This window comes from Fortiea contorta PCC 7126, assembly GCF_000332295.1.
Taxonomy (GTDB): Bacteria; Cyanobacteriota; Cyanobacteriia; order Cyanobacteriales; family Nostocaceae; genus Fortiea; species Fortiea contorta.
This window is the reverse complement of the sequence record NZ_KB235930.1, coordinates 4453266-4467677: the sequence shown is the minus strand read 5'-3', so window position 1 is coordinate 4467677 and position 14412 is coordinate 4453266. Positions and strand designations below refer to the sequence as shown.

Sequence of the window (14412 nt, the reverse complement as noted above, 5' to 3'; positions counted from 1 at the left end):
GAATGTTCTCAAAAATAATTGATGTTTTAACTCGCTTTGCCTCTGAAATACTCCCTGCTCATGTGCAAATGACATCCACATCTGGAGCTAATCAGCCTTTTTATAGACCAGAAATCGATGGAATGAGAGCATTTGCGGTGATTGCAGTCATCATCAACCACTTCAACAAAGATATTCTGCCCAGCGGATATTTAGGCGTAGACATCTTTTTTGTGATCTCTGGATTTGTCATCACTTCTTCGTTAGCAGGTCGTTCTAGCAAGAACTTTCTCGACTTTCTGGTGGGTTTCTATGCCAGACGTATCAAACGCTTAGTTCCAGCATTGGTGACGTTTGTAGTTATTACAAGTATTTCGATCTGCCTCTTTAATCCCAGTCCAGGTCTTTCGATAATGACTGGGATCGCATCTCTATTTGGCGGCTCCAATCTCTACCTGCTAAATCAGTCTACAAATTATTTTGCTTCCTCCGCACAACTAAATGTTTTCACACACACTTGGTCTTTGGGAGTAGAAGAACAGTTTTACTTTCTGTTTCCACTTCTAGTCTGGTTCACTGGTTTTGGTCGTCAGGCTAGCGAAGGGGCAAGAAATCTGTTCTGGGTGACAGGGGCACTATCGATTGCTTCCTTGATTGCTTTTGTCTATATTTACCGAACAAACCAAGCTGCTGCTTACTTTTTGATGCCCACTCGTTTTTGGGAGATGGGTGCTGGTTGCTTGCTGTTTCTCGGTCTGAAGCATCCCAGTGGTTTGCTGGTTCGTTTGCAGAGCATTCCACCCTTAGTAGTAGCGGCTGGCATTCTTGCAGTTTTTTTTATCCCGCTCCAATTTGCCGCTAAAGCGACCATTGCTGTTGTACTTTTAACCTCAGTTTTAATTGTTTGCCTTCGCGCTGGAACTGCTGGATATTCACTATTTACCCATCCGCAAGTTGTTTACATCGGTCTGATTTCATACTCGCTTTATCTATGGCATTGGGGCGTCCTCTCACTCAGTCACTGGACTATTGGCATTCACTGGTGGTCTGTCCCATTTCAGGTCGGCTTGATGCTATTGCTGGCAGTATTTTCTTATCGGTATGTGGAGATGCCGCTGCGTCGTTCTGACTGGTCTATGCTTCGTTGGCAGACGATTGGTTATGGGATCGGTGCCTCTGTAAGTGCCTCAGTACTCCTTCTACTACTATCTAATTCGCTGAGTGACCGAATATTTTTAGGTAGTAAGCATTCTCTGGAAACTGAGAGTTTTAATGTCCAAGGTGTTTCTCTTGAATGTTCATTCTTTATGGGCAAGGGAAGACCTTTCTCTCCTCAAGACATCGCAAAATGCTCTTTCCCCAAAGGTGAACGTGTTAGTGAGCAGCAGCGAATTTGGTATTTGGGGAATAGTCATGCCGGACATCTGTCAGGGTTAATTGGAAAAATGCAGTCAAGAGGAAATTTTCAGCAAACAGTTATAACCACTGGACAAATAACTGTTCCACCATTGCCATTAGAATTATACTCTTGGTTACCAAAGAACGATTGGAAACAAAAGGATTTGCTCAACCAAGAGAAGACAATCAAATATGTCCTGGCAAATGTGAAGTCGGGAGATATTATTGTTCTGGGAAATGATTTGGGAAATCTATTCGGTTGGTTTCCCAATTCCAGCCAAGAGCAAAGGCAAAGACATCTTCAGTTTCTACCTCACTGGATTGAAAAGCTTGATAGATTCATCAAGACGACCAATGACAGAGGTGTAAGTGTTGTTGCGATCCTGCCATTGCCAAGATTTCAACATATGCCAGATAGCTTCACAACTGAAAATTGCTACAAACAATGGTTTAGACCATTTTTATCTAATGAATGCTATCTTTCGGCAGATCGGGTAAAACTCAGACAAGGTTTAAGCGAAGTAACTGATTCACTGAAAACACTGTCCAAGTCAAACAGTAACTTTTATCTTTTTGACCCATTTGACCGGTTGTGCCCCAAAGACCTCAAAAACTGTTCGACCGTCTTATCAGATAGGGTCATTTTTCGAGATTCTCATCACATCAATAATTATGGAGGGGAACTCCTGTTTGATGACTTTTATGCTTTACTTTTGCACTATAAATTGCTGAAGATACCATAATCTTTAAAGGGCAATTATAATCTGATTAATATAATGTTTTTTAATGATTTTATGGAATTTTTAACAATGAAAAATTTCCCTTTAGTAAGTGTCGTTATCCCTGCTTATAACTATGCAAAGTATTTAGCGAAAACACTAGATAGCGTATTTGCTCAAACCTATCGCCCGATTGAAGTCATTGTTGTGGATGATGGCTCAACTGATAACACTGCTGAGATTGTTCGTGCTTATCCAGAGGTGCGCTATTTTTATCAATCAAATCAAGGTGTATCCGTAACACGTAATGTGGGAATTGCTGCTGCACAAGGAGAATTTATTGCATTCATAGATGGGGATGACATTTGGAAGCCGCATAAACTTAGTCTACAAATTGCCTATATGCTGGAACATCCTGATATTGGTATCACAGGTACAAGGGCAGAAAATTTTTTAGAACCTAATACCCAAGTTCCACCTTGGTTTGATTTTGAGCGCGATCTACAAGAATGCAAAGTTATCATTCCTAGTACGTTGGTTGTGCGTAGGTTAGTTTTTGATCAAATTGGTAATTTTTCACAAAATTATCAATCTGAAGAGGATACCCAGTGGCTACAACGAGCAGAAGATGCCAAGGTGAACACATCAATGATTCCAGAAATTCTCACTCTCAGGAGATTGCATGGCACAAATCTATCTTGGCAAATGAAGTCAATGCATAAATTTAATTTGCTCAGAATCATTAAAGAATCAATCGCTCGTCAGCGCCGAGAGTCTAGTTTAAAAGAGTAGTGCTGAAAACCTTTTTTCCTCCCAGATGAGAGGAAAATAACATCAATCTAAAGGCTGTATTGGTAAGTTTTTTTTGACCTTGGCTATTCAAGGTTTTGCAAAATAGACAAGATCGCGCTAGGAGATTTGATTATTCCGTTGTCTTGCAATCGATTGCTTTAAGATGCCTAAGAGTTCTTGATTGTTGACAAGGGCATTAGATGAAAGGTTATTGTTGTGAACCCGTTTGTAGAGAACGACTTCAGGGATTACAACCAAGGAGATATTTTGGTCTTTAGCCCGTGTAAACCAGTCTACATCACTGGCAATTTTCAGGTTGGTATCAAATTGACCGATATAGTCAAAGACTGTTTTATAAACTAGCAAAGTCCCTGGAATTCGTCCAATCAGTTTTTTCTGGAGCAGTTGTGGCTTAAACCCAGTTGGGATGGATTGGTCAGGATGGGCTAGGATGAAGCAGAAATGAGCGATCGCAGACTGTACTTCTGGATGTTGGATTAAGTACTCTACTTGTAGAGCTAACTTATTGGGTGTCCAGTAGTCGTCATGATCTAAAAAGGCAATCATCTCTCCTTTGGCGGCATTTATGCCGGTGTTCCAAGCATCGGACAGCCCCTTAGCTGTCTGGTGTAAGTAGCGAACTTGGGGATAAGACTTTGCGATCGCTTCAGTTTGATCGGTTGATTTGCCATCGACCACCAGAATTTCAACGTTTGGGTAGGTTTGAGCAACAATACTGTTGATTGCTTGGTTTAGATACTGTTCGCCGTTTTGAACGGCAATAATAACACTTACAAGGGGTTGACTCATAACAGTTAATAGTTTTTTTAAAGGAACGACCGTGGCTTAGTTTATGTGAAGCTTTCAATAGTTATCAGTTATGTATTTAGCCGAGAAGATTTTCGGCATTGTCTTCAGGTTCGTAGCCAAGTATCGCTTGAGCATTACTAATGTCCCAGTAACGGCGAGTATTGCCAGAAATTCCATAAAAAATTTGAAAGCCTAAATTTTCATGCTCTAGCGATCGCCTCACCAATTGCGCTAAATCTCGTGGGCTACACCAAGTTGCTAGTATTCGATCGTTAGGAACATATAATTTAGGTTCACTGTGAAACCCGCCAATCCGCAGACAAATGATCGACATTCCATAGCGATCAACAAAAAATTGCCCCAAGGCTTCTCCAAAGGCTTTGCCGACCGCATACAAAGAGTCAGGACGCACCAGTTGTTCAGGCGTAATGTGAGGTTCTTGCTTGACTTCTCGCCAGCCGGAAACGTGATTGGTACTGGCATAAATAATCTGCTTGACTCCAGCTTGGCGAGCCGCTTCAAACACGTTGTAAGTGCCCTTGATACCACTGATGTAAACATCTTGCCAAGATTGATCGATATTCGGATTTGCAGCCAGATGAATGACTGCATTTACACCCCGCATTGCCTTGAGAACTGCTTTGAAATTTGTGATATCTGCAACTCGGACATCTTTTGCTTGCGGAACTCGACGGCAATCAAGACAGCGAAAGTGATAGTCTTCTTTGAGAAGAAGCCGCAAGGATGTGCCGATAGTTCCAGCTGCACCCGTTAATAGAATGGTTTTCTCAAGGGAGGACGAGTTGTAAGGCTGAAAGCGCTGGAATAAAGAGAGCATAGATAAGTCTCAGTGATTAATCTGTTGTTCAAAGAGCAGTGGGATCTAGACTATTCAAACGCAATTCATGCTGTAACGCGTGTTAAACATGCGGAATGAGCGATCTCACAATCTGCTTACTTTTCCTGTGAATACGCGATCTCAGCGATAGTAAAACCTGCTTGCCATTGAGAATGCGATTGAGCAATTGCTTAGGGATCTCAGTAGTTGTTTGATGAATTTTGATAGTCGGTTTGAGTGTATACGATAAAGGAGCAAGAGCAAAATCCCTAGTGCCGAAACCAGGGTTACAGAATTCGGCAAACGTTCTTGTTTCCAGGTTGTTCTCAAAGGCGATTGATAACTCGCCAGCCAGCATCGGGAATCCAAGTTTGTTAGCTAGCTCAATGAGCAAATGACCCGTCGCCTTAATCCCTTCTTTACGACCTTCAGCACTCTCACAGTAGAGAATGCCTAAATCGAGAAAATCTTCTAACTCATTTGCCAGCCGAATCAGTAGAACTGCCCGATCAAAGGAATCCAAACTGGCAATACGATCGCGGATCTCAATTAGTTGAGCCTCATTCCAACTCCAGTTGAAGAGGGTATATCGCCTGACATATTCTTCTGCTTGCGTTCCCAGCACCGCGATCGTTGGTTGCTGTTTAGCCGGAGAGATTCCCGAGCGCCCATCTCCAAAATCTCCATAGTCATAGACAACGTGGAGCAATCCCGCTGCAATGATTTCTTTAGAGGTTTTGAGGGATGCTAAAATACTCGCTGTCCCGATCATATGGGCGATCGTGGTTTTACCAGAAGGACGATAGCGACCTACAATTTTTGTGATGATAAATTTGTAAGCATTGTGAATGTAAACTTGATCAATCTGTGGATATCCCAATCGCTCAAGTTGTTGTAAGAGTTGGAGAATTGTTTGGGCGTATAACTGCATAGGAGAAGGGATAGGGAGGAGGGAATGTTCAGCTTGCACCCAGAGAGATTAGCTAGCCGCAGGAGACTGATCTGGTTGAACTTGTCGGCGGCGATCAAGCATCGCTTTCAAGACATGCAATCGCTCTTTATGTTGATCTGCTTCGAGAAGTCCATTGTTGGTTTCATGCAGCCGTCTCAGATGAATAACATCCGGTAACAGGGTCATTTTGAGCTTTTGTTCGGCAGCGCGGCCGTACCACTCAATGTCTATCCCGCACTTGAGTTCTGGGTTAAACAGTCCCACCTGCAAAAACGTTGAGCGACGAATTAACATCATGTTAGAAAGATAGCCTGCGATCGGTTGTTCAGGGCAGCGGATGCTTTGGCGAAAGGTTTCATCCAACTCTGGACTGTAAAATTGTTGGGTATAGCCAAATACAACCTCTAAGGTCGGATCAGTCTCAAAGGCTGCCATTTGTTTCGATAGTTTGTCTGTTACCCAAATGTCGTCAGAATCGAGAAAGGCAAGAAATTCACCAGTTGCTAAAGCGATTCCAGCATTTCGTGCAGAACCGATTCCCCCATTGGGCTGGTAATGATAGATGAGAGGGTATCTTTGGGCAACTTCGGCACTGCGATCGCTCGAACCATCATCAACTACAATCAGTTCAATCGCTGGATAGGTTTGAGCGAGAACACTTTCAATCGCTTCGGCAAGATAGCGATCGCGGTTATAAACCGGAATAATGACGCTAATAAGTGGAGAATCAGAAGTCATAACAGAGCAATTCCTGGTGTATTAACGCGAATTTTATAGAGCGAAGTGCGGGCTGTGATGTAAAGGCTTTGCCAGTCGGCATCACCCCAAGCGCAGTTCGCAGGCTGTTCAGGCAACACGATTGTTCCTAGATGGGTACCATCTGGCTCTAACACCCACACTCCCCCAGGGCCAGTCGCGTAAAGATGCCCATCTCGATCAACCTTCATGCCATCTGGATTACCTGTCACACCTGGAGTTGTCATGGTGTGAAAAACTCGACCATTGGCGATCGCCCCATCTGCCTGCACGTCAAAGGCGCGAATGTGACAACGCTCAGATGAATCGGCAACATAAAGCGTTTGCTCGTCGGGCGACAACGCCAGACCATTCGGTTTGATAAAATCATCCGCAATCACACTCAGGTCTTGACCATTTGGTGAGAGTCTATAAACGCCCTGGAATGGTTGTTCTTGCTGCTCAGGTTGAATGCCGTAGGGCGGATCGGTGAAGTAAATTGCCCCATCGCTTTTGACGATGACATCGTTTGGGCTGTTGAGTTTTTGGTTGTTAAAGCGATCGCTCAATACCGTTAGGGTTCCGTCTGGCTCAGTGCGGGTAACGCAGCGGCTCCCATGTTCACAGGCGATTAGGCGACCTTGGCGATCGCGGGTCAAGCCGTTGGCGTGGTGACTCGGCTCTCGAAACACAGCGGCTTGTCCGGAGCCATTGAGTTTATAAATTTTGTTAGCAGGAATATCGCTGAATAGTAAACACTGCTTTTCAACCATCCAAACAGGGCCTTCAGTAAACTGAAATCCAGTCGCTACTTGTTCAATCACAACAGATTTAGGAAATAGATATGAAAATTTCTGACACTTTGGTTGTAAATATCCTCTTGCCGTGTGTTTACCAAACCATTTTTGCAAGTAAAACATCGTCTTTAGATAAGTTTATAAACTTCACTGTTACAAAAGCTATTTATAAAATATTCTGCTGATAGCTTCTGTCGAGTTTCACAAGATTTAAGATACTCATGTGTCTCTAAAATCAGTGAGGTGTCCAAGGCTTTTTTTGCAGCTTCTTCTAAAGAATTGAAGTACATAGGATAGTCCTCTCCTAGATATTCTTTCACAGCGGGGAGAGGATTCACCAGTAGTGGAGTAGCACGGGCAATACATTCGATAATGGCATTGTTAGCACTGGAATCATACAAATCTACAAAAGCAATATTCGTCGATAACAAGTCATCATATTCATCATTAGGAATATGTCTGATCACGTTAGTATTTGCTAAATAAGCTTCATCAATTTGGATTTTATAAATCCTCGCTTCTATGTTCATCAGCTGTGTAAACACTGCTTCTGCTGAGTCAAACAAAAACCCTAATCTGACTTTTTCGTATCCAAGTGGATTATTTTGAGCCAGAGGTAATTGATAAATCGAGTGCAACTTCCGCAGCCACCAACCAATCTGCACTACCTTTTTCTGAGGATTGGCGAGAAACTGGTTGAAATCAAACTGTTTGTCTGGAATCTCTGTAGGATGGATTAGTGCCGAAACCGGTTTACCTGTCTGCTGCTTAAGCCAGTCAGCACAATGGTGAGAAAGGGCAAATAAGCCGACGCAGTGTGGTAAACTGTCTTGCCAAACTTCTTTTTCAACTAGCTTTTGGAGGGATGTTCGGTAATTAAACCAGATGGGCATGGATGGAGGATGATGCACAAACCCAACCCAAGGTTTTTGATAGGGAATAATCCCCTTTTCTTCTGACGTTGCCAAATTTTCAAACACACCATCTGCGTGCATTTTTGCTAATATCCGAGGCGGTCGCTTACCTATACGGTTGTGTTGAAAAAGGAACTGCTGCTCTAAACAGCCATCAAATAAAATGCCTTGAGGATTGTGCAAAGGGCTAAGTGCCTGAATTGCAAAGTTCCAACCACTACGATGGTATCCAAAAACTCTTTGTTTACCGAGATTAATTTTGCCCGTTGCGATCAAGGTTGATGATTCGTTGGCAAATGAAATATTTTCTGATTGAATTGGCGCATCAGGACGCTGCTTTGGCAAGCCTAAACATTGGTAGTAAAAAGACAGATCAGTTGCTTCAAAATCAAGTGCGAGTGCTTGCTCATAGTACTCTAATGCCTCATCGTGCCGACGTTGTTTGAGCATCAAATTCCCTAACTGCTGATAGGCAGGCATATAGTCAGGTCGCAATTGCAAAGTTTCTTGATAGCGAATAAATGCATCCTCAAATTTACCTTGAATTTGCCAAGCATTAGCCAACTTGAATTGAGTCAGGGCTGAGTCGATATCTAGTTTTGATAATTGATCCATAATGATTTTTCCAGGTTCTATGGTTTGCTTTCTACGACGAATGATTTACGGAACGGCGAATAGTTGATTAGCACTCGGATGGGGCGAATTATGTAGTAGAGAAAAAATAATCTCTTCGGTAGTGGCAAGAATTGGCGATCGCGTTCATCTGGTGACAGCAAAGATCTAAGAATCGATTGCACATAGTCTCTGGTGATCAATAGCCCATCCCACCATTGATCGATAATTTTGAGTTGATAGGTGTATTCCTGCCACGAGATTTGAAGTCCACGGAAAGCAGCGGGGAAGCGCAAGCTTTTTCCTGAGGGATCGCTCTCAAAAAGACATTTGTCGGTTAGCTCATTGCTAACAATCATTTCTAGAATGAACTGGGGTAAGGGAACATGTAGAAGTTGACGGGTTACACTGAGTCCTATAAGGAATAATCGCTGAGTGTGTAACTCAGAAGACAGTTCCAGAGCTGATTGCCAATTTAAATCAGGATAAGCTCGAATGATTTGGGCTACATCACAGATATGCTTAAATGATCCCTTCCAAAGTTCTTTGCCAGCATTCATGCATTGAATGACTAAGGTTATTTCTGGAGAGAAGATTTTAACTGCCTGACCCATAAGATTAATCTGATCTAGATTTTCCCAGAGCCGCTCAAACTGATCGCTCTTCCAAGCTCGTCTGGGCGGAATTCCCCAGTGCAAATCAATACTTCTTTCTGGGTTGCTGTGCAGTAAAGAGGGTTGAAATCGCTGGTTGAACATTATCGCTTCAGGGGTACTGTGCGATAAAGAGATTTGAAGATAGCGATTGAATGTTTCCATTTGGTCTGCTTCTGAGGCAATAGATTCATAGCCTAGGGTGGACAAAAAGGCTTTCGCCTGCCAAAAGTCCTCCAGCCTCACGAAGATGTCTAGATCATTAAATTGGCGTAGGGTAACATTGCCATAAACAGATGCGGCGAGAGTCGGCCCTTTAAAAGCGATCGCCTCAATTCCAGCTTTTTCCAGATCCGTCAGAATCTCTAGTAATTCCTTGGTTTGAGAAACATTATGCAGTCCATTCATCCGGTTGCACGTTTGCAGTTGCACTATCACTGCTGGCGGCACCACATCCGCCTCCATCGCTTTGAGGCTCTGATACAATATCGGCATGACGCCATTGTTGATCGCAGTTTCGAGTAAAGTTCTCCAGTTCAAATCTGACGCCAGTAGACAACTCACTTCGCTCTTCGTTGTTGTACCTAAATAAAACCGTATACAGGCAAGCAAGACCGTAAATTCGGGAGTTTGAGTCGTCATTATTGGTAATTTTTAGCTTGGATTTCAAACAAATGGGCATATTTGCCTTGTCGTGCCATCAACTGATGGTGGGTGCCACTTTCCACGATTTCTCCATGGTGCATAACATAAATCCGATCCGCCATTTTCACAGTCGAAAGACGATGGGTAATTAAGAGCGCAGAGCGTGAGCGCATGAGTTCACGAAACTGCTGAAATACTTCAGCCTCAGCCTTCGCATCCATCGCACTCGTCGGCTCATCTAGCACCACCAACTGAGCATCCCGTAAGAAAGCACGAGCCAGAGCGATTTTTTGCCATTGTCCACCACTCAGTTCTTCCCCACCTTTAAACCATTTCCCTAGTAGGGTGTTGTATCCTTGCGGTAAAGTTTGGAGCACCGCATCAGCGCCTGACTTTTGAGCTGCTTGAGTAATTTTTTCAGAAGTTGGAGGTAGGTCAATATTCCCAAACCAGATATTGTCTTCTGCACTCAGCTGATAGCGAGTATAGTCCTGAAAAATCACACTGATTTGGCGATGCAAATCCTGCACCGAAAAGTGCCGCAGATCTATACCATCGATAGTAATACTACCTTCGGTCACTTCATAAAGACGGCAGAGCAGTTTGACCAATGTGGTTTTACCAGACCCGTTTTCTCCAACTAGGGCGATAATTTCCCCTGGCGCAATAGTGAGATTAACCTGCTTAATTGCTTGACGCGAGGAGTTTTGATATTGAAAGCTAACATCCTGAAATACAATACCTTGTTGCATTGGACGGGGTACTAATTTAGGATGTACAGGCTCATTGATAGTAGGATTTAAGGCTAGAAACTCAAATAAATCAGCAAGAAATAAGTTATGTTCATGTACTTGCCCTAGTGCAGAAATTAGGCCAGCGAGTGAACCTTGACTGCGCTGAAAAGCTTGGCTATACAGCACCAAATCGCCGAGTTGAAATTTACTATAAATAGTTTGATGAATAATAAAGCCATAGGTAACTAATACCGCAATTCCTGCAAATCCCTGTGTCATCAGTCGGGTGATGGCTTGTCGAGTAGTAATCGCCAGTTTCTCTTTAAACAGTTGCTGCCTGAGATTATAAAACCGATCAATCAAAAAATGACCTAAATTAAATAATCGAATTTCCTTCGCAGGACTATCTCCCAGTAATAAATGCCCAAGATAGTTGGTTTTGCGTTCTATTTCAGTTTGATGGCGACGCCATTTGTAAAGGACTTTTGATTGCCGAAAACGAACGAACATACTTGGCAGGGAAGCGACCAATAACACACTGAGCAGCCCCCAGTTAAGGGAGATGAGCAACCCAGCGATCGCCAATAAGGAAATTGCACTTTGCCCTAAGGAGGTCAAGCTATTTAACATTTGAGTCGGTCGGTATGGGGCTTCCCATTTAGCCCGTTCTAAAATGTCCTGATATTGAGGATTTTCGTAAGACTCTAAATCAATCTCAATCGCTTTTTTGAAAAGTATCACTTGTAGATGATCTGTAACTCGTTGTGACAATGTTGTTGATGCTAGCTCAGAAATTACAGCATTGACATTTATCAAAAACATTACCAGTCCTGCGTTGAATAACAGGAAGATAATCTGACCAAATATTTGCGTTTTGTCGTCAATATTATGACTAATAGCAATTTTATCAACGATGAGTTTAGTTATATAAAGTAAAGCCAGAGGCAATATACTCTGAATCGCTGTTAGAGAAAGATGAATTACACTCCAGCCTGAAGCGCTTTGCCAAACTAATACAATTGCACGTTTTATTTTTAGCATTTAAACACAAATCATTAGACTTTTCCTCTGATAGAGCAAAGTTGAGAATCTCAATACATTTTCTTTTTCAGTTATTCACAGGAGTTTGTCTGTCAGCAGGATACTTTGTTAAACTTTATACTAAATTTACAATTCTCTAAAATCATTAAATAAAGCCATATTAAGGTAAAATCGGCAAAAAATACCGAAAGACTCACAGAAAGTGCATCAATGATATTTCGGGAACGTGTATCTTTTGTCAATACGCGTGGACTGTTGGGGAATCCATTGTTCCAGGGTAAATTCTGAGCAGCCCGCTGAAGATAGTTGAGTCTGTTAGCGGGAAATGATTGTCTATTCTCTATGCTTAGACTTCTCTTTTCTATAAGAAGCTGCGCCAAGAAGACGCTACGCCAACGCTCAGTACAAGTTGCTTATTCCCTATTCTCTATTCTCTATTCCCCAAGAAAATGTCAAAATTAAATGAGTTTTATTATTGCCACTTCATTTAGTGCGAATTGTTCACTAACTAGAAATTTATGGGTAAACAGCGTGTTCTTTCGGGAGTTCAACCAACTGGTAATCTGCATTTAGGCAATTATTTAGGGGCGATTCGCAACTGGGTAGAAATTCAAGACCAGTACGATAATTACTTTTGTGTGGTGGATTTACACGCAATCACCGTACCGCATAATCCAGCAACTCTAGCAGCAGATACGTATAATATCGCAGCGCTATATTTAGCTTGTGGGATTGATTTAAACCACTCGAACATTTTTGTGCAATCTCATATTTCGGCACACAGTGAACTAACTTGGTTGCTCAATTGCATAACACCTTTAAACTGGCTGCAAGATATGATTCAGTTTAAAGAAAAAGCTGTCAAGCAAGGTGAAAATGTTGGTGTGGGCTTGTTGGATTATCCGGTGCTGATGGCGGCTGATATACTACTTTATCAAGCAGATCAAGTGCCTGTGGGTGAAGACCAAAAGCAACATTTGGAACTCACACGAGATATTGTTAACAGGTTTAATCATCAATTTGCTCAACCAGACCAGCCAGTGCTGAAGTTACCAGCGCCTTTAATCCGTAAGGAAGGGGCGAGGGTAATGAGTCTGACTGATGGGACTCGCAAAATGTCCAAGTCTGATCCGTCGGAATTGAGCCGAATCAATTTGCTGGATACACCAGAGCAGATTACCAATAAGATTAAGCGCTGTAAAACAGATCCAGTCCGGGGTTTAACTTTCGACGACCCAGAGCGCCCAGAGTGCAACAACTTGTTGACTTTGTATTTACTGCTTTCTGGTAAAACAAAAGCAGAAGTAGCAGCCGAATGTCAAGATATGGGCTGGGGGCAATTCAAACCGTTATTGACAGAAACAACGATTAATGCGTTGAAACCAATGCAAGAGAAATATCAGGCAGTGATGGATGACAAAGGTTATCTAGAATCTGTATTACGGGATGGAAGGGAAAAAGCAGAAGCTATAGCTAACCAAACTCTTTCGCAAGTGAAAGCGGCTTTAGGTTTCTCTGTACCCGTTTAAAAGGATGAAGGATGAAGTATGAAGGATGAAGTATGAAGTATGAAGGATGAAATTACCTAACATCAATAATTTAATTTTTTTCGTCTACTAGCGGCGTGGTGCGTAGCAATTTTTTCAGACTTCATCCTTTACACTTCATACTTCACTTGTTATACCCTGTAATAAACCCGTAAACAGTGAAATTATGCCTGACATAAAAAGCACGACGGTCTTAGATGCTTTTCCCAGAGCCGTACAAGCAGGGGAGTTTTTAGTTACCGCCGAAGTCGCACCCTCGAAAGGGGGAGATCCAGCCCATATGATACAAATGGCGGCGACCCTTAAGGGGAGGGTTCATGCTGTCAATATTACCGATGGTAGCCGTGCTGTGTTAAGGATGTCTTCGTTGGTGGCGTCCGTTATTTTATCACAAAATGACATCGAGCCGATTTGTCAGATTGCTTGCCGCGATCGCAACCGCATCAGTTTACAAGCAGACTTGATGGGCGCTCATGCTTTGGGTATTCACAACATCTTAGCGTTGACAGGCGACCCAGTGAAAGCAGGCGATCATCCAGAAGCTAAAGCTGTGTTTGACTTGGAAGCTGTGCGATTGCTACAGCTAATTAGAAAACTGAATCTGGGAATTGACTACAACGACAAACCTTTAACTGACGGCGCCCTTAACTTATTTGTTGGCGCAGCAGTAGATCCGCAGTGTGCTAGTTGGTCGGGTTTGCAAAGTCGATTTGAACGCAAAATTGAAGCCGGAGCGCAGTTTTTTCAAAGTCAATTAATTACCGATTTTGAACGGCTAGAAAAGTTCATGGACAAAATAGCTTCTGTTCATGATAAACCCATTTTGGCAGGAATTTTTCTGTTGAAATCTGCAAAGAATGCTCAATTTATCAATAAAGTTGTTCCTGGTGTGAATATTCCCCAAGACATTATTGATAGATTGGCAAAAGCCAAAGACCCCCTACAAGAAGGGGTGAAAATTGCAGCGGAACAAGTGCAAATTGCGCGGCAATTGTGTCAAGGTGTGCATATGATGGCGGTGAAGCGTGAAGATTTGATTCCGCAAATTTTGGATTTAGCGGGGGTGAAATTGGTTAGTGGGGTGGTAGTGAAATAGAACGTTAGGCGATCGCATACGTGAGTTATACCCGTAGGGGCACGGCAGTGCCCATACGTGTCAACTTAAGCCACAGATGCCTGATTGCAGGGCTTACCTACCCGCCTGGGAATGAATTCCCAGGCTAATAGCGCAAGTCTACTGAAGTAG

The 14412-nt window shown here is 42.7% G+C and carries 12 protein-coding genes; 4 read left to right on the top strand and 8 right to left on the bottom strand.

Going from position 1 to position 14412, the window contains the following annotated elements; genetic code table 11:
- The first annotated feature begins 2 nt into the window (after window positions 1–2).
- Window positions 3–2120: an acyltransferase family protein gene (locus MIC7126_RS0120745; protein ID WP_017655074.1), complete on the top strand. Its 2118-nt coding sequence runs from the start codon at window positions 3–5 to the stop codon at window positions 2118–2120.
- Window positions 2121–2186: 66 nt separating this feature from the next.
- Window positions 2187–2888, top strand: a complete 702-nt coding sequence (locus MIC7126_RS0120740) for a glycosyltransferase family 2 protein (protein ID WP_040630462.1) — start codon at window positions 2187–2189, stop codon at window positions 2886–2888.
- A gap of 117 nt (window positions 2889–3005) precedes the next feature.
- Here the strand turns inward: MIC7126_RS0120740 and MIC7126_RS0120735 are convergent, their stop codons facing one another.
- From MIC7126_RS0120735 to MIC7126_RS0120700, 8 genes are all read right to left on the bottom strand, one after another.
- The gene (locus MIC7126_RS0120735) at window positions 3006–3698 is read right to left on the bottom strand and encodes a glycosyltransferase (RefSeq protein WP_017655072.1); all 693 of its coding nucleotides are present in this window, start codon (window positions 3696–3698) and stop codon (window positions 3006–3008) included.
- A gap of 76 nt (window positions 3699–3774) precedes the next feature.
- Window positions 3775–4536, bottom strand: a complete 762-nt coding sequence (locus MIC7126_RS0120730; protein WP_017655071.1) for an NAD-dependent epimerase/dehydratase family protein — start codon at window positions 4534–4536, stop codon at window positions 3775–3777.
- An 82-nt stretch (window positions 4537–4618) separates the two neighbouring features.
- Window positions 4619–5506 carry an HD domain-containing protein gene (locus MIC7126_RS0120725; protein WP_154655938.1) on the bottom strand — a complete coding sequence of 296 codons (888 nt, stop codon included), beginning with the start codon at window positions 5504–5506 and terminating at the stop codon, window positions 4619–4621.
- A 9-nt stretch (window positions 5507–5515) separates the two neighbouring features.
- Window positions 5516–6226 (bottom strand): glycosyltransferase family 2 protein, encoded by a 711-nt coding sequence (locus MIC7126_RS0120720; RefSeq protein WP_017655069.1) that lies wholly within the window; start codon window positions 6224–6226, stop codon window positions 5516–5518.
- Entirely contained in the window at window positions 6223–7143 is a 921-nt protein-coding gene (locus MIC7126_RS0120715; RefSeq protein WP_017655068.1) for an SMP-30/gluconolactonase/LRE family protein, read from the bottom strand. Before MIC7126_RS0120715 ends, MIC7126_RS0120720 begins: the two co-directional genes overlap by 4 nt.
- Before the next feature lie 5 nt (window positions 7144–7148).
- The gene (locus MIC7126_RS0120710; protein ID WP_017655067.1) at window positions 7149–8549 is read right to left on the bottom strand and encodes a tetratricopeptide repeat protein; all 1401 of its coding nucleotides are present in this window, start codon (window positions 8547–8549) and stop codon (window positions 7149–7151) included.
- 17 nt (window positions 8550–8566) lie between these two features.
- The gene (locus MIC7126_RS0120705; protein ID WP_017655066.1) at window positions 8567–9841 is read right to left on the bottom strand and encodes a nucleotidyltransferase domain-containing protein; all 1275 of its coding nucleotides are present in this window, start codon (window positions 9839–9841) and stop codon (window positions 8567–8569) included.
- Complete coding sequence (locus MIC7126_RS0120700) at window positions 9841–11619, bottom strand: ABC transporter ATP-binding protein (protein WP_017655065.1); 1779 nt, start codon at window positions 11617–11619, stop codon at window positions 9841–9843. Before MIC7126_RS0120700 ends, MIC7126_RS0120705 begins: the two co-directional genes overlap by 1 nt.
- A gap of 518 nt (window positions 11620–12137) precedes the next feature.
- Here MIC7126_RS0120700 and trpS point away from each other — a divergent pair.
- A complete protein-coding gene (gene trpS / locus MIC7126_RS0120695) occupies window positions 12138–13148 on the top strand; it encodes a tryptophan--tRNA ligase (RefSeq protein WP_017655064.1) in 1011 nt (336 codons plus the stop codon).
- A 184-nt stretch (window positions 13149–13332) separates the two neighbouring features.
- Window positions 13333–14262, top strand: a complete 930-nt coding sequence (locus tag MIC7126_RS0120690; RefSeq protein ID WP_017655063.1) for a methylenetetrahydrofolate reductase — start codon at window positions 13333–13335, stop codon at window positions 14260–14262.
- The last annotated feature ends 150 nt before the right edge of the window (window positions 14263–14412 follow it).

Excerpts from the sequence above, each read along its gene's own strand:
- MIC7126_RS0120745 (WP_017655074.1), top strand. The coding sequence starts at position 3 with ATGTTCTCAAAAATAATTGATGTTTTAACTCGCTTTGCCTCTGAAATA.
- MIC7126_RS0120740 (WP_040630462.1), top strand. The coding sequence starts at position 2,187 with ATGAAAAATTTCCCTTTAGTAAGTGTCGTTATCCCTGCTTATAACTAT.
- MIC7126_RS0120735 (WP_017655072.1), bottom strand. The coding sequence starts at position 3,698 with ATGAGTCAACCCCTTGTAAGTGTTATTATTGCCGTTCAAAACGGCGAA.
- MIC7126_RS0120730 (WP_017655071.1), bottom strand. The coding sequence starts at position 4,536 with ATGCTCTCTTTATTCCAGCGCTTTCAGCCTTACAACTCGTCCTCCCTT.
- MIC7126_RS0120720 (WP_017655069.1), bottom strand. The coding sequence starts at position 6,226 with ATGACTTCTGATTCTCCACTTATTAGCGTCATTATTCCGGTTTATAAC.
- MIC7126_RS0120715 (WP_017655068.1), bottom strand. The coding sequence starts at position 7,143 with ATGTTTTACTTGCAAAAATGGTTTGGTAAACACACGGCAAGAGGATAT.
- MIC7126_RS0120710 (WP_017655067.1), bottom strand. The coding sequence starts at position 8,549 with ATGGATCAATTATCAAAACTAGATATCGACTCAGCCCTGACTCAATTC.
- MIC7126_RS0120705 (WP_017655066.1), bottom strand. The coding sequence starts at position 9,841 with ATGACGACTCAAACTCCCGAATTTACGGTCTTGCTTGCCTGTATACGG.
- MIC7126_RS0120700 (WP_017655065.1), bottom strand. The coding sequence starts at position 11,619 with ATGCTAAAAATAAAACGTGCAATTGTATTAGTTTGGCAAAGCGCTTCA.
- trpS (WP_017655064.1), top strand. The coding sequence starts at position 12,138 with ATGGGTAAACAGCGTGTTCTTTCGGGAGTTCAACCAACTGGTAATCTG.
- MIC7126_RS0120690 (WP_017655063.1), top strand. The coding sequence starts at position 13,333 with ATGCCTGACATAAAAAGCACGACGGTCTTAGATGCTTTTCCCAGAGCC.